19 protein-coding genes and 1 pseudogene are annotated in these 17722 nt (G+C 73.3%); 10 read left to right on the forward strand and 10 right to left on the reverse strand.

Features of this window, described 5'->3' with window-relative positions; genetic code table 11:
* Positions 1–252 precede the first annotated feature (252 nt).
* Positions 253–1782, reverse strand: a complete 1530-nt coding sequence (locus OV079_RS22925; RefSeq protein WP_267770989.1) for a hypothetical protein — start codon at positions 1780–1782, stop codon at positions 253–255.
* 152 nt (positions 1783–1934) lie between these two features.
* On the opposite strand from OV079_RS22925, the gene OV079_RS22930 reads away from it, so the two are divergent.
* Positions 1935–2516 carry a hypothetical protein gene (locus OV079_RS22930; RefSeq protein ID WP_267770990.1) on the forward strand — a complete coding sequence of 194 codons (582 nt, stop codon included), beginning with the start codon at positions 1935–1937 and terminating at the stop codon, positions 2514–2516.
* 126 nt (positions 2517–2642) lie between these two features.
* On the opposite strand, the gene OV079_RS22935 is transcribed toward OV079_RS22930, so the two are convergent.
* Entirely contained in the window at positions 2643–2879 is a 237-nt protein-coding gene (locus OV079_RS22935; protein ID WP_267770991.1) for a hypothetical protein, read from the reverse strand.
* A gap of 234 nt (positions 2880–3113) precedes the next feature.
* On the opposite strand from OV079_RS22935, the gene OV079_RS22940 reads away from it, so the two are divergent.
* Positions 3114–3329, forward strand: coding sequence for a hypothetical protein (locus tag OV079_RS22940; protein WP_267770992.1), 216 nt, complete (start codon positions 3114–3116; stop codon positions 3327–3329).
* A gap of 597 nt (positions 3330–3926) precedes the next feature.
* Here the strand turns inward: OV079_RS22940 and OV079_RS54310 are convergent.
* The gene (locus tag OV079_RS54310; RefSeq protein ID WP_276602776.1) at positions 3927–4301 is read right to left on the reverse strand and encodes a hypothetical protein; all 375 of its coding nucleotides are present in this window, start codon (positions 4299–4301) and stop codon (positions 3927–3929) included.
* Here OV079_RS54310 and OV079_RS22945 point away from each other — a divergent pair.
* The 6 genes and pseudogenes from OV079_RS22945 to OV079_RS22970 form a co-directional block, all read left to right on the forward strand.
* Positions 4203–4574, forward strand: a pseudogene (locus OV079_RS22945) (serine/threonine-protein kinase); the annotation flags it as partial. The gene OV079_RS54310 and the pseudogene OV079_RS22945 sit on opposite strands and share 99 nt — an antisense overlap.
* A 100-nt stretch (positions 4575–4674) precedes the next feature.
* Positions 4675–6033, forward strand: a complete 1359-nt coding sequence (locus OV079_RS22950) for a protein kinase family protein (RefSeq protein WP_267770993.1) — start codon at positions 4675–4677, stop codon at positions 6031–6033.
* Positions 5937–7139 (forward strand): tetratricopeptide repeat protein, encoded by a 1203-nt coding sequence (locus OV079_RS22955; protein ID WP_267770994.1) that lies wholly within the window; start codon positions 5937–5939, stop codon positions 7137–7139. The genes OV079_RS22950 and OV079_RS22955 overlap by 97 nt, the downstream gene beginning before the upstream one ends.
* A 371-nt stretch (positions 7140–7510) precedes the next feature.
* On the forward strand, positions 7511–8068 hold the full coding sequence (locus OV079_RS22960) for an AgmX/PglI C-terminal domain-containing protein (RefSeq protein WP_267770995.1): 558 nt from the start codon (positions 7511–7513) through the stop codon (positions 8066–8068).
* Between the two features lie 169 nt (positions 8069–8237).
* Positions 8238–8549, forward strand: a complete 312-nt coding sequence (locus tag OV079_RS22965; protein WP_267770996.1) for a hypothetical protein — start codon at positions 8238–8240, stop codon at positions 8547–8549.
* The gene (locus OV079_RS22970) at positions 8546–8848 is read left to right on the forward strand and encodes a hypothetical protein (protein ID WP_267770997.1); all 303 of its coding nucleotides are present in this window, start codon (positions 8546–8548) and stop codon (positions 8846–8848) included. Before OV079_RS22965 ends, OV079_RS22970 begins: the two co-directional genes overlap by 4 nt.
* A gap of 82 nt (positions 8849–8930) precedes the next feature.
* Here the strand turns inward: OV079_RS22970 and OV079_RS22975 are convergent, their stop codons facing one another.
* Positions 8931–9203, reverse strand: coding sequence for a hypothetical protein (locus OV079_RS22975; protein ID WP_267770998.1), 273 nt, complete (start codon positions 9201–9203; stop codon positions 8931–8933).
* Positions 9204–9744: 541 nt separating this feature from the next.
* Between OV079_RS22975 and OV079_RS22980 the strand changes: the two genes are divergently transcribed.
* Positions 9745–10731 (forward strand): alpha/beta hydrolase, encoded by a 987-nt coding sequence (locus OV079_RS22980; protein WP_267770999.1) that lies wholly within the window; start codon positions 9745–9747, stop codon positions 10729–10731.
* A 264-nt stretch (positions 10732–10995) separates the two neighbouring features.
* Here the strand turns inward: OV079_RS22980 and OV079_RS22985 are convergent, their stop codons facing one another.
* The 5 genes from OV079_RS22985 to OV079_RS23005 form a co-directional block, all read right to left on the reverse strand.
* The gene (locus tag OV079_RS22985) at positions 10996–11412 is read right to left on the reverse strand and encodes a DUF6508 domain-containing protein (RefSeq protein WP_267771000.1); all 417 of its coding nucleotides are present in this window, start codon (positions 11410–11412) and stop codon (positions 10996–10998) included.
* A 144-nt stretch (positions 11413–11556) separates the two neighbouring features.
* The gene (locus OV079_RS22990) at positions 11557–12546 is read right to left on the reverse strand and encodes a hypothetical protein (RefSeq protein ID WP_267771001.1); all 990 of its coding nucleotides are present in this window, start codon (positions 12544–12546) and stop codon (positions 11557–11559) included.
* Positions 12547–12616: 70 nt separating this feature from the next.
* Entirely contained in the window at positions 12617–13126 is a 510-nt protein-coding gene (locus tag OV079_RS22995; RefSeq protein ID WP_267771002.1) for a hypothetical protein, read from the reverse strand.
* Between the two features lie 41 nt (positions 13127–13167).
* On the reverse strand, positions 13168–14700 hold the full coding sequence (locus tag OV079_RS23000; RefSeq protein ID WP_267771003.1) for a DNA methyltransferase family protein: 1533 nt from the start codon (positions 14698–14700) through the stop codon (positions 13168–13170).
* 115 nt (positions 14701–14815) lie between these two features.
* Positions 14816–15751, reverse strand: a complete 936-nt coding sequence (locus OV079_RS23005) for a LysR family transcriptional regulator (RefSeq protein WP_267771004.1) — start codon at positions 15749–15751, stop codon at positions 14816–14818.
* 67 nt (positions 15752–15818) lie between these two features.
* On the opposite strand from OV079_RS23005, the gene OV079_RS23010 reads away from it, so the two are divergent.
* Positions 15819–16439: a glutathione S-transferase N-terminal domain-containing protein gene (locus tag OV079_RS23010; protein ID WP_267771005.1), complete on the forward strand. Its 621-nt coding sequence runs from the start codon at positions 15819–15821 to the stop codon at positions 16437–16439.
* Positions 16440–16537: 98 nt separating this feature from the next.
* Here OV079_RS23010 and OV079_RS23015 read toward each other — a convergent pair whose 3' ends face one another.
* On the reverse strand, positions 16538–16927 hold the full coding sequence (locus OV079_RS23015) for a hypothetical protein (protein WP_267771006.1): 390 nt from the start codon (positions 16925–16927) through the stop codon (positions 16538–16540).
* Between the last annotated feature and the right edge of the window lie 795 nt (positions 16928–17722).

Genomic DNA, 17722 nt, shown 5'->3' on the forward strand with positions numbered 1-17722 from the left:
ATGGTGACCGCGTCCGCGCGGCGGGGCCTCATGTACCCGACCTGGGAAGATTGGGCCTCATGGCCAAGTTGGCCACGGCTTGCGCTGAAGTCTGGGTGTTTGTAGACGGCGGAGATGCAGCCGCGCCGGCATCATGAGCGAGAGCCCTCGCAGGCGCCGCAGGCACCACCGGCTCTTTGACAGGCGAGAGCAGCCGCTGGCGCCGAGCGGATGCGCGGACGAGCCTGGTAAGGCCGACGATCCACAGGATGCCTAGAACCGTCGTCCACCATCTTGGGTAGAAGATGATGCCGGTCGCACGCGGATTCGCGGCGGCCAGGCGGGCTCAGGGCTGGCGCACGGCCACGCCGATCGCGCCGATGCACATCTCGTCGAGGGTCTCCTCGCCGAGCTGGACGTCGATCGGGGCGTCGAGGCCGACCTCGGCGAGCGCCTCCTGGACGCCGGGGTTCTGGATGGTGTTGTCATAGACGCAGCGGACGCGGATGGTGTCGCCGGACTTGAGGCGGACCATGTCGCCGAGCGGGCGGTCGACCTCGTAGACGCGCTGCCAGTCGAAGTCCCAGCGCGGGGTCTCGAGCAGGCAGGTCTCGGCGCCGCTGTCGCGATCTTCGACCCACACGCGCAGGTCGACGCCGACCTTGTGCATGTGGGCGGCGACGGCCCACAGGCGGGCCTCGACGGAGTCGGGGAAGTCGGTGTTGCCGGGGCCGGTGACCTTCCATTCGAACTCCTCGACGTGGTCGGTGGTGTCGGCGGGGATGACGAAGGGGCCGCTGAGGGGGTGCCGTCGCCGGGGGCGCCGAGGAGCGAGAACATCGAGACCCACTCGGGCTGCTCGGTGGTCCAGCGCAGGGCGAGGCCGGTGGCGTCATCTTGCTCGGGGCCGGCGCCGGTGGCGTGATAATGGACGTTGAGGACCAGCCGCGCGCCGGCGGGCAAGGCGATGCCGACATCGGCGGGGACCTCCATCGGCAGGCCGCCGGGGACCCATCCGCTGACGAGCGGGGCCTTGCCGCTGAGGCCGGAGCTGCCGCCGCAGTCGGGCTTGATACCGTTGGCCCAGCCGGCCGACTCAGCGGCCTCGTCGACGTAGATCAGGACGTGGTGCACGATCTTGCGGTTGCCGGGGATGAGCTGCAGACCGGTGACGAACACGTCGGTCTCGTTGCCGGGATCGATGCTCAGGCAATTGAAGAAATCGAGGGTGTTGTCGAGCTTCTCGACGGTGACGCCGGAAGCCATGATCGCGGTGGCGCTGGGGTCCGGCAGATCGAGCGAGGGCGGGGTCGGGAGCGGCGCGGCGAGCGACGGATCGCCCTCGGGGGCGCCGTTGTCGGACCAGGCCTGGAACATGGCCTTGAGCTCGTCGGACAGGCGCGCGTCGTGCTTGAAGCCGTGGGGCGGCTGACAGGCGTCGGTCTCGACGGCGTGCCACGGCGGCATGAGGCCCTCGGCGACGTCGAATGCCATGACCGCGGCCCAGTCGCGGGTGTCCTCGTAGGTCTCCATGGTGAAGGGGGCGATGCCGCCGGCGATGTGACAGCCCTGGCAATGCTCGGCGACCACGGGGGCGACGTCCTCGTGCCAGTTGGGGCGCCCGGCGGGAGCGCCGGTGGTCGGCTCGACGTCGGTGGTGCCAGTGGTGGTGGAGGCCGTGCCGGCGTCGGTGGTGGTCGATTCGGCGGTGGTGGCGTCGGTGGCGGCGCCGTTGCCGTTGCCGCAGGCGAGGAGGAGCGCGGTCGTGAGCGCGAGGGAGATCGGGGCGAAGGTCGAAGCCATCGCGGCCGAAAGAGCACGCGGCGTGCCAGGGCGAGGAAGCGGCCGGAGCGGGCGCCAGCGGCGATCGGCGGGCGACGGCTGTCGCCGGACCCTGGACTCGAGTCCATGCGGCGCGCGGAGTTGCGCGGCGGAGTTGCGGTAGGATCGCGGGCATGACGACGATCCGCGATCCGTTTCGGCCGTTCGTCGCGGTCGACGACGGCGCGCGGCTGGTGCTGACGCGGCGCCGCAGCGCGGCGGACTGGCTGCTGCGCGGGGCCCTGTACTGGCTGCTGGCGCTGGTGGTGGTGCTGATGGGGTTGATCCCCTACGCGGCGTGGACGCGCGGCTCGGGCGTCGGCGACGTGGTCCTCGCGGTGGTGCTGCTGACGCTGACGTGGTTCGTGCTGCAGCTGGTGATGCTCGGGTTTCACGTCGACGGGGTGCGGCGGATCGCGGTCGGCCCCGGCGAGGTGGTGCTCGACGCCCGCGGGGCGCTGCTGCGCCGGCGCCGGCGCGCGACGGACGTGGTCGCCATCGAGGCGCGAACGACGACGACCTCGACGCGCCACGGAGATGTCCGCTGGCTGCGGCTGCAGGCGCGGACCGGCGCGGGGACGCTCGATCTCGGGGCGCTGCACCTCGACGCCGCGGCGGAGCCGACCCGCGAGGCGGCGGCCGAACAGGCGGCCGAGACGCTGGCGGCGCGGCTCGGGGTCCCGCTCGTGCGCGAGGCCGGGCCGTCGTCGGGCTGACAGGCCTTTGTCACCGCGGAGCTGTCTACCGAGACATGGCTTGCAAGGCATGTCCCCGACGAGCGCAGCAGCGGTCGTCGAGGACATGTTGCTCAAGACATGTTGCATGGGACATGTCATGGACGATCACAGCAGGCAGAGCAGCAGCGGGGCGTCCCCGCACATCATGGTGATGGCGTCGCAGATCTCCTTGGGCGGGTTGCCGCACAGGAGCAGGGCGCTGAGCTGGAGGTCGTCGCACAGCTTGAGCATGGCGTCGCGGGCGCACAGGCCGAGGCCCTGCAGACACGCCATCCTGTCGACGCGGTGCCGGTTCCGCGATCTCGGCAACAACTTCTTCGAGCGCAAGGACCAGACCCACACCGTCGCCAAACTCACCAAACGCCTGGCCAGCCTGGGCGATGAGGTCGAGCTCCGGCCGGCCGCATGACCCCGACGGCCGGACGTCCCTCCGACCGAAGGCCAGCTTCTTGGTAGAGGGGATAGCCAGACGGATCAGGAGGGGTTCAGTCGCTCTGTCTGTGCTGATTTGAATCGTGAAGAAGATCACCGCTGCGGATGCCTTCGCGCACGCTGCAACGTGCTACTCCCCGAGCCATGTCCGCCGATGTCTCGTACTTGCTGCTTGGATTCACCACGTTGATGCTGCTGGGCTTTGGCTTGCAGATCGCCATCATGCGCAAGCGTCGCGGCGAGTACATCGTCTACAAGCCGCTGCTGCTGCTGCTGCTGGTCGTGCTCTGGGGCCTCAGCCTGGTCTCTGTCGTGACCGGCAAGAGCATCTCCGAGCTCACCGGCGGCGTGATCGGATAGCTCTTCCCGGCCGAAGCAGGCCACCAGGACGTCGACCATGGCCTCGACCCTGAACAGCGAATCCAGCTCGACAGGCTCGCGCTCTCGACTGTGCAGCCGCCGTCGAGTGCGACGGTGAAGCCGGATCTTCCCCGACCTCGTCTTCCCGCAGATATGCGTGAATCCGAGGAAGTCGAAAACTTCCGGCCTTCCCTGCCCTCGTTCATGACGATTCGCCGCGGCCAGGCTGCCGGAGCAGATCAGCCGTGTCTTCTCGGGATGCAATCGCCGTCCGCCTCCGCGCCGGCGTCTCCGACATCTTGTTCGACGACCTCACCCTTGAGCATCAAGTGATCGCGGCGCGTGTGCCGTCGCTCGACCCGCCCCCAACGGCGCGCCCGGCCTTCGACATGTCTTTCAAAACATGCCCCAAAAGCCATCTTATAGGCGGCCTCCCCCGCCCCGCACGGTCATCCCGGTCAGCGCCCGAGCTGCGCCGATCCGGGTCCCCTCCGCGCGTCGCCCTCGCCGGCCGCGTCGTCGCGTTCGCGTCACCCGGTTCACCGGCCGATCGCGCCGGCCCGCCCCGCCGATCTCATCCGTGCCTGCCCGACGAATTCACCGGACCCCGGGGCGTCGCGGCCTGACCCCGCCTGCGGACGGGGTCTGCCCACGCGATCGCGGCCGGGCAAAACCGCCCGCGCCGAGCGGCGGCCGCCTCGATATACTGCCTCGCTGGTGGAGGACCGGGCCTACGCCGATACGCTCGCGCTGACGCGCACCGCGGTCGCCGACGACCCGGTCGCGCCGCAGCCGCTCGACCCTGACGCTCCGCTCGAGCGCGGCCAGCTGCTCGGGCGCTACATCATCCTCGAGCGGCTCGGCGCCGGCGGCATGGGCGTCGTCTACGCCGCCTTCGATCCCGGCCTCGATCGCAAGGTCGCGCTCAAGCTGCTCGGACGGCCCGAGGGCAAGCGCGAGGACGACAGCCACGGCCCCGGCGCTCGCCTACGGCGCGAGGCCAAGGCCCTGGCCCGGCTGGCCCACCCCAACGTGGTCGGCGTCCACGACGCGGGCGAGGTCGACGGCCGCGTCTACGTCGCCATGGAGTTCGTCCCCGGCGTCACCCTGCGCCACTACCTGGCCGAGCACAAGCTGCCCTGGCGCGCCGTCCTCGCCCTGTTCGTCGCCGCCGGCCGCGGCCTGCAGGCGGCCCACGCCGCCGGCCTGGTCCACCGCGACTTCAAGCCCGAGAACGTGCTCGTCGGCGACGACGGCCGCGTGCGCGTGCTCGACTTCGGCCTGGCGCGCACCAGCGAGCTCGAAGAGCCAGGTCCCGAAGGACATGTCCCCAAGGCCAGCGCCGATGCTCCGCCGCCGTGGGCCTCCGGCCTGCGCGAGCGCCTCCCCCTCGAGGCCTCCGGCCTCCGCGAGCGCCTCCCTCGAGGCCTCCGGCCTCCGCGAGCTACTTCCCGAGGCCTCGGGCGCCCACTTCGACGTCGGCTCGCTGGTCAGCGTCGACAGCCGCCTCACCCGCGTCGGCGCCCTCGTCGGCACCCCCGCGTACATGGCCCCCGAGCAGTTCATGGGCCTGCCGACCAGCCCGCGCACCGACCAGTTCAGCTTCTGCGTCGCCCTGTGGGAGGCGGTCCACGGCGCCCACCCGTTCGGCGACGGCGGGGCGATGGCGCTGCTGCAGGCGATCTCTCGCGGCAAGCTGCGACCTATCCCGAGAGACAGGCGCACCCCCGCCTGGCTGCCGCGCGCGCTGGCCCGCGGCCTCAGCGTCGACCCGCGCGCGCGCTGGCCCGACGTCGGCGCCCTGCTCGACGTGCTCGAGCGCCGGGCCCTGCGCTCGCGGCGGGCCCGGGCCGCCGGCGCCGCCGGCCTCGCGCTCGGCCTGCTCCTCGGCGCCGGCGTGTGGGGCTACGCCCGCTCCGGGGCCGACGACGAGGCGTGTCGCGGCGGCGCTCTGGCCCTCGCCGGCGCCTGGGACCCGACCCGCCGGGCCCAGGTCCACGCGGCGCTGCTCGCCACCGGCCGCGCCCACGCCCGCGCCACCGCCGACCGCGTCGTCGCCACCCTCGACGCCTGGACCGCCGCCTGGCTGGCCGCCCACGCCGACGCCTGCCGGGCCACCCACGTCCGCCACGAGCAGTCGCAGGCCCTGCTCGACCTGCGCATGACCTGCCTCGACGAGCGCCGGCGCGAGCTCGCGGCCCTCACTGACCTGCTCGTTCGGACAGGTCCCGACGTCGAGGGCCGCGCCGTCCAGGCGGCCGCCGCCCTCACCCCGGTGCAGCGCTGCTCCGACCCGGCCGCCCTCGCCGCCCCGGCCGCCCCGCCGGCCGACCCCGCCGCGCTGGCCCAGATCCACGCCGTCCGCCAGCAGCTTGCCGACGCCAAGGCCCTGCTCGACGCCGGCCGCCTGCCCGACGGCCTCGCCCGCGCCGAGGAGGCCGCCGCCGCCGCCGCCCTCCTCGACCACTCCCGCTCGCCGCCGAGGCGGCCTACATCCTCGGCCTGCTGCAGAACCGCACCCGCGACCCGCGGGCCGCCGAGGTCACCCTCACCCGCGCCGCCCTCGCCGCCGTGGCCGCCCGGCTCGACGAGCTGGCCGCGCGCGCCATGGTCGAGCTCATCGCCTGCGTCGGCGTCTACCAGACCACCACCGACGAGGCCGTGCGCTGGTCCGAGCTCGCCGGCGCCATGGTCCAAAGGCTAGGTCCCGAAGGACATGTCCTCGAGGCCAAGCGGCTCGGCCACACCGGCATCGTCCGCCAGATCCGCGGCGAGTTCGCGGCCGCGCGCGAGCTCCACGAGCGCGCCCTCGCCCTGCTCGACCGCCCCGAGCGGCCCGATCCGCAGGCGCTGATCGGCACCCTGAGCAACCTCGGCAACACCCTCACCGAGCTGGGCCTGCACGCCGAGGCCGAGGCCACCCACCGCCGCGCGGTCGCCCTCGCCGAGGAGTTCTTCGGCCCCGACCACCCGCAGGCCGCCATGCTCACCGGCAACCTCGCGGCCGCGCTGACCGACACCGGCCGCGACGAGGAGGGCGCCGAGCTGCACGCCCGCGCTCTGGCGATCAAGGAGCGCGCGCTCGGCCCGGACCACCTGTCGGTCGCCGCGTCGCTGCGCCACATCGCCCGGATCCGCCTGCGCCAGGGCGCGCTCGGCGAGGCGCAGGCGATCCTCCGCCGCGCGCTGGCGATCCGCGAGCGCACCCTCGGCCCGACCCACCCCGAGCTCGCCGACCTGCTGCACGACCTCGGCGAGGTCGCCCGCCGCGAGCGCCGCTTCGCCGCCGCGCAGGCGCTGTTCCGCCGCGCCCTGGCGATCGCCGAGCCCCGCGGCGACGGCCACCCGCAGGTCCTGCCGCTGCTGCTCGGCCTCGGCCGCACCGCCCTCGACGCCGGCGACCCCATGGCCGCCCGCGAGCCCCTGCGCCGCGCCCTCGCGGCCGAACCGAGAGACCACGCCCCCGCCCGCCCCGAGGTGGCCGCGCGCCTGCGCCTGACCCTCGCCGAGGCGCTGTGGCCCGAGCCTCCGGCCCGCGCCGAGGCCCGCGCCCTGGCCACCGAGGCCCGCGCCCTCCTCGGCCCGAGCGACGGCTTCGCCCCCTGCGCCGCGAGCTCGACGCCTGGCTCTCGGGACATGTTTTATGAGCAAGCCGGCGCCGGCGCCGAGCCATTGAACGCTCCCTCCCGCGCCTCTCGAGCCCTCTCACAGCACGTGCGGGTCGGCTTGAGCCGGGACGGCGGCTCCAGGGCAGCGCGCTCGGGTCGCGTGGTCTCTGACGCGAGCGCCCACTCGCATCAGCCCGCGTGAAACGCTGTCGGGGAGGCCCGGCCCGCATCTCAGCGCCAGGCTGCCGAACGCTCACCACCTCACCGCATGTCCCATGGCGCGAACGCCTGCTCCTCGGGTCATGTCCCGCGGCGCGAACGCGGCTCCCGCCGTACGCCGCCGCTCGCCCCGGCGACCTGTCCTTCAGGACATTACTGGAGGCGCCGCCCCCGAGCATGTGTCGGCCCCACCGGTCCGCGGCCTGCTCCTCGGGCCACCTCCGTGTCCATGCGACACCACTCCTCGCGACCTCGGCCATCGCCCCCGCGGAGCAGCGAAACGATGACCTGGCTCTCGGGACAGACGACACAATGCGCGTGGCGTTGCCGGTTCACGCCTGCTACCCTGGCTCCGTGGCCATATCTCGGGCTCTCCGCGTCGCTCCGCCCCTCTGCTCCGCGCTCGTCCTGTCGCTCGCCGCCTGCCGCCCCGCTGCGAACACGTCGCCCCCCGCAGCCCCGGCGAGCGCGTCGACGAGCCAGCCCGCCGCCGTCCTCGGCGGCCTCGATGCGCCGGAGGGCGAGGCCCAGGCCGGGGCGCAGAGCACCCCCGCCGGCGCCGGCGAGCCCTACGGCGCCCTCGACAAGGACGACATCCGCAAGGTCGTCCGCGCGGGGATCGCCGACGTCCGCGCCTGTTACAACACGGGTCTCGGCAGCGACCCCAAGCTCACCGGCCGCGTGGCGATTCAATCCACGATCGCCCGCGACGGCACGGTGGCCCAGGTCGCGGTCCAGGAGTCGACGCTGCCCCGGTGGGCGCGCTCGGTCGCCGACTGCATCGCCGCAGTCGCCGGCCGCTGGCAATCCCTCCGCCCGAGGGCGGCGGCACCGTCACCGTCCTCTACCCCTTCGTGCTCGAGCCGGGGTGACGCGCCCAGCGGACCGGCCGGACCCGCGGCTCTCGGGTGACGGCCGACGTTCTACGCCCCCGCCCCCTGGCTCTCGTGACACGGACTCCCGAGGACGGCGGCGCGCGACGGTGGCGCGGGGGCAGCCTCGCATTTTTGCGACCCTCAATTGCACACATGCGACACTTCGCCTGGGCTTTCGCGCCTCGTCGTGCCACCCTGCGACGCCCATGGTCCGACTCGCCCGTCTCTGTGCATTCACCCTGCTCGTCGCCTGTGACGGCGGCGCCCCGCCGGCCGCCGACAACAAGCCGGCAGCCGACAAACCCGCCGCCGCGCCGGCCCCCAAGGAGGTCGCGGACCGCAGCCAGACCCCGCTCGTCACCACCCGGGAGACGGTGGGCGGCCTCGCCGTCTCGATCGACATCCCGGCCGGCCTCAAGCGCGACGCCAACGAGCGCGACAAGTACGTCAACTGGACCTTCGCCGACGGCAACCCCTTCATGGATCCTTCGATCACCATCAATTCGTCGAACCGATGATGGCGCCGAAGGACCTGCCCGCGTTCGTCCGCAGCGCCACCCCGAAGACGCAGGACAATCCGCCGCCGGTCGTGGCGCGCCAGGAGGAGCTGCCCGGCGGCGGCATGATCGTCGTCACCGAGCGCAGCGACCACCTGTTCTTCAAGGTCGACGCGCTCCACCGCAACGGCGACAAACAGGTCCGCTGCACGCTCATCCAGCGCACCGGCACCGGCAAGCCCGACGACCCGCCCGTCCCCAGCTACCCGGCCACCCGCGCCTGGGCCGAGAAGATCTGCGAGTCCGTGAAGATCGAGTGAGGCGCTCCCCCAGCACGCCGCCGAGAAGCGCGCCTCTCGACCCTCGCGGCATCTCGAGAAGAAGCGGCGCCGCGAGCCTCGCTCACGGCTCGCGGTCTCGCATCGCCTCGTCCGACAGCACCCGGATCGACACCGTGCCCTCCATGCCGGAGACCTCGACCGAGATCCGCCCCGCGCACGCATGCCAGCCGGCGCCGCTGCCGAGCTCCAGCCCACCGCAGCCGCGCAGCTTCGCGGCCACGGCTGCCGCCCCGCCGACGCCCCGCGGCGGCACCTGAGCCAGCGTCGGCGGCAGCACCTGGCCCTCGAACACCACGCCGCCGATCTCCGAGAACGGCGCGAGCACCGTCGACATCCCCCGTCCCGGTCGGTGAAGGCCGCGAAGTACGGGCCCGCGTACGCGTTCCTCTCGGAGAAGCCGGGCCGCACGGTCAGCCCGGCAGCCGACGCCGCCGCCTCGAACTGCGCGCGCGTCATCCCGACCGCGAACGGCCCGATCCCGACCTCCGCGACCAGGCGCGGCACCCCGCCCTCGAACCCCGGAGGATGCGCCGCGGGCCCACAAGCGGCAGCGAGACCGACGAGCACCAGGCGACGGAAGCGGCGGGTCGGCATGCCGATCACCTTACCAACGCCGGCGGTCTTCCCCCAGCCGCGCACGCGCCGACAGCACGAGGCCCCCGGGCCCCACGTCCGTCCCGGGCGTCCGCACGCGCCGCCCCGTCGGGCCCTCAACCTGCCTTGCCCCCTCGCCACATCCTCCGCCCATCGGCGCCTACCTGCGCCGCCGCGCCCGCGGCTCCTCCTCGCCACCTACGCCGCACACCTCCGCCCCATGCGCAGCTACCCGCCCCGTCCCGTTGCGCCCGCGCCCCGCTTCTTGTCACCCTCCCCGCATGCTCCGCCCCGCCGTCGCCCTCCTCGCCGCCTCGCTCCTCGCCTGCGCCGGCGAGGCCGCGAAGCCGGTCGCCCCCGAGGTCGCCGCACCACCGACGACTCCACCGCCCGCGCCCGCGCCACCTGTCCCCGAGGACAGCCCACCTCCCGCGCTCGAGCGCGCCAGCGTGGCGGTCGGCGGTCACAGCATCGCGGTGCACTTCAAGCGCCCGCCTGCGCCGTGGGGCGCGATCGTCCTCGTCCACGGCCGCACCTGGAGCGCCCTGCCCGACTTCGACCTGCAGGTGCCCGGCGCCCGCGTCTCCTTGATGGACAACCTCGCCGCCGAGGGCCTCGCGGTGTACGCAATCGACCTGCGCGGCTATGGTTCCACCGCCCGCGACCCCAGCGGCTACACCGACCCGATCCAGGCCGCCGACGATCTCGCCGCAGTGGCCGGCCTCGCCGGCGCCGGCCTCCCGGCCCGGCCCGCAGTGCTCGGTTGGTCGCTCGGGGCCCGCGTCGCCGCGCTCGCGGCCGAGCGCCACGCCGACGCCTTCGGCCCCGTGATCCTCTACGGCTCGCCGTGCCCGCCCACGGCCCCGCCGAGCCCGCCCGCGGCGCCTCCGGGGCCGCCGGCCAGGGCCAGCAATACCGAGGCCGCCGCGCGCTCCGACTTCATCACCCCCGACGCGCTCGAGCCCGGGGTCGCCGACGCCTTCGTCGCCGCGGCCCTGGCCGCCGACCCGGTCAAGGCCGACTGGCGCGACCTCCACGTGTGGGCCGACTTCACCCGGCTGCACGCGCCGGTGCTGGCGATCCACGGCGACCGCGACCCGGTCGTCACGCCGTCGTGCCTGCGAGAGCGCCTGGCGCAGATCCCCGGCGGCGCCCAGATCGAAGTGCTCGCCGGCTACGACCACGCGGCCCACCTCGAGCGCGCGGCCCCGCGGTTCGTCGCCGCAGTGGTCGGCTTCGTGCGCCAGCACAGCAGCCCGCGCGGCTGAACCTGGGTGCGCTGCCAATGCGCGGCGCCGCGACAGGCCGGACAATGCACCGCGCCGCTCCTTCCAATCGATAGAGTTATCGAAGAAGAAGACGCGCGCCTTCGCCGGGCTCGAGCCCGTCGTCGGCACACCGCCCCGAAGTCGCCCCGGCCGGGTTCGCGGAGCGCGCGCCGCAGACGCATGGCGTCGGAAAGCGCGACGCGTGAACACGCGATCGATCTCCCCCGCGCCGACACCCTCTCGCAGCGCCGGGCTCGCCGCGGCTCACCGCGAGCGGTCCTCGTCGCGGAGCGCCCGCAAGCGCCGCAGCAGCGCCGCGATCTGCCCCGACGCGACCGCCGACGCGAAGTGCCCGCCGACGAAGCGGTCGGTGCGAAGATGCATCGTGATCAACCTGCAAACGTCGATCAGCGGCGCGCGGGCCAACGCCTCCGGATCGTCGTGGTAGCGCTCCGCCTCGGCGCGCCACGCCGGCAGGTCGAACGCGACGACGAAGCCCGGCCGCGCGAGCACCAGCTGCAGCTGCCGGACCTCGGGCGCGTCGACCAGGCGCGGCAGCCACGAACCCTCCCGCGTCCACCGACTGGCCTGAAAGTCCGGGCGCTCGAGCGCCGGCAAGAACGCCAGAGCAGCCTCGATGTCAGCCGCCGATGGCGCCGGAGGACCGCCTGCCTCGACCATACGCTCGAGATGACCACGCGCCGCCGCCCCTGGCAACCGCCGCGCTCGCGCCTGCCCCCGGGCAGGACGAGGCGCTCGGCGCGGTTCGCCCGGGCACGCCCGCGCCCCCAGGGCGATCGGCTTCGTCGCCCGCGAATCGGCGAATCAACGCAGGCGCCGGTCGCCGCGACACGCCCCCGCGTCGAGATACACCGCAGCGTCCGCCGCGTCCGCAGCAACGAACGTGCGCCCGTGCACCGCCAGGTTGAGCGCCGGCAGCTGTTCGGTCAGCAGATCCGGCGGACACGGCACGCTGCAATCGACCTGCCCGCCGCTGGCCCCGGTGCCCGACATCCGCGCCATGGCCCAAGTTTGACCGGGCGCGTGCGGACGCGCCCACAGAGCCGCGCAGCGCGAGCAGCGGCGCGTGCTGCCGTCCGTGCAGCGCTCCTCCTCCGCCTTCGTCTCGCTGCACTCGATCGTCAACGTGTAGGCCGCCTCGCCGTAGTACGCCGCCTTGCGCGTGACCTCGAAGACGGGCCGCTCGGCGATCGCGGCGAAGGAGCCGAGGCCGAAGACGCCGTCCGTCTGCCAGCGCCCCCGGGCATCACGGGCGAACACATCGCCGTGCGGCCCGGAGCTCGAGATCCCGCTCGCCGTGATGTCGACCGCCTCGTAGCGCACCGTCTTGACGTCGCCTTCGATCTCCGCGACCTCGCGCGCGCGGCCGAGGAACCCGTCGCCCTCCCACGCCCCGCGGACCGCGAAGCAACGGTCGCCGCGGGCCCGGACCCACAGCGTGGTCCGGCCGGCCGCGAGCCGCTGAAACTCCGCCCAGCGCTCGGCCGCCACGCTGCCCTCCCGATGCTCGACGAGCTCGGGCATCAGTTTCACCGCCCACGCCCAGCGCGCCGCGAGGTCCATCGCCTGCACCTCGGCGAGCAACCTGGCCGCCGCGTCGTCCGGCGCCGCCGGCTGCTGCGCCGGCGCAGCCTCTCGCGCCGCCTCGCCCTGCGTCGCTGCCGGCGCAGGCGACGTCGTCGCGCTCGGCGTCACGCGCTGCGCCGCCCCGCCCGGCGCGACGGCGCAGGCCAGCGCGACTGCAGGACCGACGAGGAGGCTGCGAGCTCGCATCATCGCGCCGAACGCGGCCACGCGCGCCGATATTCCCCGCGAAGCTCGGAGGACGCCGAACCCCGATTCGCCGAGACGCCCCCGGACGCGCTCACCCGTGTTCCTGGGCGACGAGGCACAGCCGGCCGTCCTGCTCGTACACCAGGGCCCACGCGTTGACGTCGCTGCCGCGGAAGAACCACACCCGCGCGCGCTCGTCGGGAGCCGGCTGGAAGTCGGCGCGCTCTTCGGCGACGAACGCGACCACGCGGGCGCGCAGCGGCTGCACCACCTCCTCGTCCTCGCCGCCGATGAACCACTCGAATTCCTCGCGCCAGCCCGCGTCGGCGACGGCGTCCTCGGGCGTCGCCAGGCCGAGGCGCGCGACGATGGCATCGACCTCGGCGGCGTCGCACGGGAGCGCGACGTGGTGCCGATCGAACACGCCGGTGCCGCCGCTGTAATAGCGCAGGTCGTAACGCAGACCCTCGACCCGGCGCGGCGCCGGCAGACCGAGCAGCCTTGCGACCAGCGCCAGCCCGCGCTCGCGCCGCGAGGGGTCCTCGTCCGCATCGCAGAACCGCCGCTCCACGTCGTCGTAAGGGTGAAGATCGGAGCTCACGCGCCCCAGCATGACGGACCCGCCCACCGATGACCAGCGCGTCACCCAGCGGGCTCGACCGCCCGCTCCAGGGCCATCGCGGGGCGCGAGCCCGACCCACAGTGCTCGCGGAATTCCTCCTCGACCCCCAGGACCGCGGCGAGTCGCGCGAGGTCGAGGCGTCGCAGCAGATCGGTGGTGATCGGCCGCTTCGCGTCCCAGAACACGAACGCCGAGAAGAACTCCTGCGCCTGCGACGACCCCAGCAGTCGACCCAGCAGCCGCGCCTCGGCCTCGGAGGCGCAGGGCAAGAAGTAACAGGTGTCGTCCAGCACGACGGGCTTCCCCGCGAACGGACCTATCACCTTGAAGTCCAGCTTCTTGTACAGCCCCGAGATCGCGACCTTCCACGGCGAGAACGTGTAGTCGCCCACGCCGAACACCGAGAAGGCCGGCTTGCCCTTGTAGATCGAGCTCGCGCGCCGCTCGAACCGGGCCCTGTGCCGGCTCAGGTACGCCCAGGTCTTCGGCGCCGACGTTGCGATCGCAGCCGTGTCCTCGCCCACGGACGTCTGCGTGACGATCATCCAGCGCCGCGGCACCGGCTCCCCCTCGCGGGCCACGTCCGAGCTCTTCAGCATCGGATACAAGAACCGCCCCTCGATGTCGACGCGCACCCCTTCGCCGTCGACGAGCCGCCCGTCCCCGGATCGGGCCAGCTCCATCACCGCGGCGCAGTCGTGCTTCACGCCCGATCGCCACTTGTGGTGCGACTCACCTATCAATGACTTCCAGCGGTCGTACAGCACAGTGTCCGCGACCAGTGCGCCATCCCGATAGCCGAACGACCCCGACGGGCTCGTCGCCCCAAGCGACGGGAACACGGCGCAGACCTGCCGCCCCGACGCCTCCCCGATCTCGCACACGAACAGGCACGCGTCCACGCCGGCGCCGAATTGCTTCGCGCTGTCGATCCGGTACATCGCCGCGGTCCCTATCTCGAATCCGCGCTGCCACCCGAACAGCAGCACCTTGCGCGCGACGGCCGTCTTGCACAGCATGGCGATCGTCGCCCGCCGTCCCGCGAGCCACGTCATGAGCTTGACGAGCATCCACTCGGAGATGTCGAAGTTGCTCTTGCCGGTGATCGCATCGAGCCCCGCGCGTCCGTGGAAGTTGGTCTTCTCCGGGATGTTGTGGCTCTTCAGGGTACCGAGGTCGGCGCTCGTCACCCAGGGCGGATTGCCCACCAGCAGGATCGGCTCCGGCAGGCCGGCGATGAACGAAGGCCAGTCCTTTTCGAAGAAATTCGCGCGCTCGACCCTGGCTCGTTCGCTCGCACCGAGCGCGGCGATCCTGCTCCTCGCTGCGCCCACGTACGCCTCGTGGACCTCCATCCCGTGGGCCGCCCGCACGTCCGGGAACGCCTTCAGCGCGGCCACGAGCAGGTTCCCGACCCCGCACGTCGGCTCGACGACGGAGCGGGGCGCGACGCCTCGAGACGCGAGCCGCTCGCAGACTTCGTCGGCGAGGTCCATCGGGGTCTGAAAGTCCCCGAACTCGACCTTGCCGGCGGCGCTGCGCAACTTGCCCACTCGCCCTCCTAGCGGACCCGTGCGATGCCGGCGACCTCGCCCGCGCGGCCGCCCTGTCGCCGCCGCTGCAGCGCGCTGAACATCGACGGATGCGTGCTCATCGTCCGCGCTCCGCTCACGACTGCGCCCGCCCCGGCGGCTTCGGCAAGCACCCCGGCCACACCGACAGGAACTTCTGCAGCGCCCCGACGAAGCTGCTGAGCCGCGCCGGCACGTGGCGGCTGCGGGCGTAGACCGCGTACATCTGCTCCACCGCCGGGCAGTAGTCGTCGAGCACCGAGACCACCCGGCCCTCCGAGATGGCGGGCGCCGCCAGGTATTCGGGCAGCCTGGCGATCCCGCAGCCCGACACCGCGAGGTCGCGGATCAGCGGCCAGCTGTTGGCGGTGGCGTGGCGATGCACGATGGCCGCGCGGGCCGAGCCCTTGGAGAAGCGCCAGGTGGTCGCCTCGCGGCGCGTGCCCATCACCAGGCACACGTGCTTGGCCAGCTCGCGCGGGTGCGCCGGCGTGCCGCGGCGCGCCAGGTACTCGGCGCTCGCCACCATGCGGTACTTGGCCGGCGCGCCGAGCTTGCGCGCCACCAGCGACGCGCTCGCGGGCGGCTCGGCCTGGATGACGACGTCGAAGCCGTCGCGCAGCGGATCGAGCTGGCCCGCGGCGAGCTCGATCTCGACGTCGACGTGCGGGTGCTCCTGCGTGAAGCGGCCGAGCACCCGCCCGAGCACGCCCTCGCCGAAGCCGCTCGGCGCGGCGATCCGCAGGCGCCCGCGCGCCTCCCCGCGCGCCTCGGCGATCGTGCGCTCGGCCTCGGTGACGACGTCGAGCCCGGTGCGGACCTGCTCGAAGTACCGCTGGCCCTCGTCGGTGAGGCGCACCCGCCGGGTCGTGCGCTCGAACAGGCGGGTGCCGAGCCGCTCCTCGAGCCGGCTGACCTGGACGCTGACGGTCGACACCGGCGCCGCCAGGGCGAGGGCGGCGGCGCGGAAGCTGCCGGTCTCGGCGACGCGGACGAACGCCTCGATCGCGGCGAAGTCGGGGCGGCTGTTCATGGCGCTGAACAGATTGATCAATCGCCCGGGATTGTTCAAGCGCCGCCGGTCGCGTAGACCCGGACGCATGACCGAGCCGCTGCAACTGTACTACTATCCCGGCGTCTGCTCGCTGGCCCCGCACATCGCCCTGCGCGAGGCGGGCGCCAGCTTCGAGGCGGTGCGCGTCGACCTGCGCCCCCTCAAGACCGAAACCGGCGACGACTTCGCGCGCATCAATCCCAAGGGCTACGTGCCGGCCCTGCGGCTGCCGGACGGCGGCGTGCTGACCGAGACCGCCGTCCTGCTGCAGTACGTCGCCGACACCTGGCCGGAGGCCGGGCTGGCGCCGCGCCACGGCGGGCTCGAGCGGATCCGCTTCGACGAGCGGCTGATCTTCATCTCCACCGAGCTGCACAAGGGCTTCGCGCCGTTCACGATCATGCCGAACGCCGGCGAGGAGGCCAAACGCTGGGCGGGCCAGCGCCTGGCCGCGCGCGTCGAGCTGCTGGCCCAGGACCTCGGCGAGCGGCCGTTCTTCCACGGCGAGCGGTTCACCGTGGTCGACGCCTACGCCTTCTTCGCGCTCCGCACCTACCACAAGCTGTTCGCCGGCGAGCTGCCGCCGCACCTGGCCGCGTTCCTGGCCCGCGTCGCCGAGCGGCCCGCGGTCGTCGCGACCTTCGCCGCCGAGGGGCTGAAGGCGTGAGGGACAAACACCTGATGCACAGGTTCGAGCCGCGAACGTCGTGACGCGCGAGGGCCTGCAGGACGGACCCCGCCGGCCCGCGTCGTGACGCGTGGCCCTCACTCTGCGGCTTCCGCAGCCGCGTCGTGCAGGCGGAGGCTCTCGACGAGGTCCTCGCGGATCTCCCGAAACAGCGCGTCTTCTTCGTCGAAGTCCTCGTCCTCCTCGTCGACCGCGTCGATTCGTCGCGCCGAATCCCACAGCTCGAGGGCCTCGACGAGGCGCGCCCGATCGCCTCCGGCATGCTCGTGGAGATGCAGTGCCAGCACCCTGCGGGTCGCAGCTTGGTCGGGCCGCTGCGCCAGCGCGACGCGGAGGTGCGCCTCGGCCTCGGCGAGACGGCCGATCCTGTCGCAGATCATGCCGAGCAGGCGCTGCAAGAATGTGTCTTCGTCGAGGTCGAACCGGCCGAGCCAATGCTCCACTTCGGCGATCACCTCGGCGGCCAACTCCGGGTGGTCGTCGGTGAGACTTAGTGCCTGGATGGCCAGGCGCGTGCACTCCTCGCCGAGCAGGAGCCGGACGCCGCCGATCTCGCCGGCGCTGTCCGGTCCGCCCCGCGCGCACTGCCGCGAGGAAGCGGATCCGACCGCCGAATTGCCCGGTCACGTCGTCGTCCGGCAGATCGTCGGCGTCCGCGAGGATCGCCAGCAACGACTCGAGCGGCGGATCTTCGGGGCGAAGACGGCGCCACAGCTCGACCGCGGCGAGCCCGAGGAAGTCGCGGTCCGGCGCCGACAGCGAGCGCGAGCGAACTGCGGGCAACCAGTAAATCCGGGACATGCGCCAGGCGGAGCCTCCGGCCGGCATGCGGGCGATGTGGCCGAGGACGTCGGCCCGCGACACGACGAGGCCGCGCTCGGCGAGGGCGGCGAACAGGGCGTCGTCGGCGAGGGCGGCGACCTCGGCGTGCGTCCAGAAGCCAGGCATCTCCCGCCGCCACAGCCACCGTGAACCGCCGACGAGGAACTCGCGCTCGCGAAAGCGGTGGCTCAGGTACGGATGCACCACCGTCTCCTCGTCCACGCTCGGCACGTCATCCCCGGCGCGGCGACCCAGCAGGGCGGGCACCACGGGGTCCTCCGTGCGCGCGACGGCCCGGGCTCGCCGGCGCTCGACCTCCCGGCGGTGTCGCTTCTCGGCGCGGCGCTGCGCGCTGCGGTGCTGCTTCTGGCTCATGGCGCGACGAATAGCCCACGGTCGTTTTCGCGCCAACCGCCGCGAGCGGCGAGAGGGCGCCTCTA

The sequence above is a fragment of the Nannocystis pusilla genome (genome assembly GCF_026626665.1).
Taxonomy (GTDB): Bacteria; Myxococcota_A; Polyangia; order Nannocystales; family Nannocystaceae; genus Nannocystis; species Nannocystis pusilla.

Coding starts and splice junctions, on each gene's coding strand:
- OV079_RS22925 (WP_267770989.1), bottom strand. CDS start 1,782: ATGGCTTCGACCTTCGCCCCGATCTCCCTCGCGCTCACGACCGCGCTC.
- OV079_RS22930 (WP_267770990.1), top strand. CDS start 1,935: ATGACGACGATCCGCGATCCGTTTCGGCCGTTCGTCGCGGTCGACGAC.
- OV079_RS22940 (WP_267770992.1), top strand. CDS start 3,114: ATGTCCGCCGATGTCTCGTACTTGCTGCTTGGATTCACCACGTTGATG.
- OV079_RS22950 (WP_267770993.1), top strand. CDS start 4,675: ATGCTCCGCCGCCGTGGGCCTCCGGCCTGCGCGAGCGCCTCCCCCTCG.
- OV079_RS22955 (WP_267770994.1), top strand. CDS start 5,937: ATGGTCGAGCTCATCGCCTGCGTCGGCGTCTACCAGACCACCACCGAC.
- OV079_RS22965 (WP_267770996.1), top strand. CDS start 8,238: ATGGTCCGACTCGCCCGTCTCTGTGCATTCACCCTGCTCGTCGCCTGT.
- OV079_RS22970 (WP_267770997.1), top strand. CDS start 8,546: ATGATGGCGCCGAAGGACCTGCCCGCGTTCGTCCGCAGCGCCACCCCG.
- OV079_RS22975 (WP_267770998.1), bottom strand. CDS start 9,203: ATGTCGACGGTGCTCGCGCCGTTCTCGGAGATCGGCGGCGTGGTGTTC.
- OV079_RS22980 (WP_267770999.1), top strand. CDS start 9,745: ATGCTCCGCCCCGCCGTCGCCCTCCTCGCCGCCTCGCTCCTCGCCTGC.
- OV079_RS22985 (WP_267771000.1), bottom strand. CDS start 11,412: ATGGTCGAGGCAGGCGGTCCTCCGGCGCCATCGGCGGCTGACATCGAG.
- OV079_RS23005 (WP_267771004.1), bottom strand. CDS start 15,751: ATGAACAGCCGCCCCGACTTCGCCGCGATCGAGGCGTTCGTCCGCGTC.
- OV079_RS23010 (WP_267771005.1), top strand. CDS start 15,819: ATGACCGAGCCGCTGCAACTGTACTACTATCCCGGCGTCTGCTCGCTG.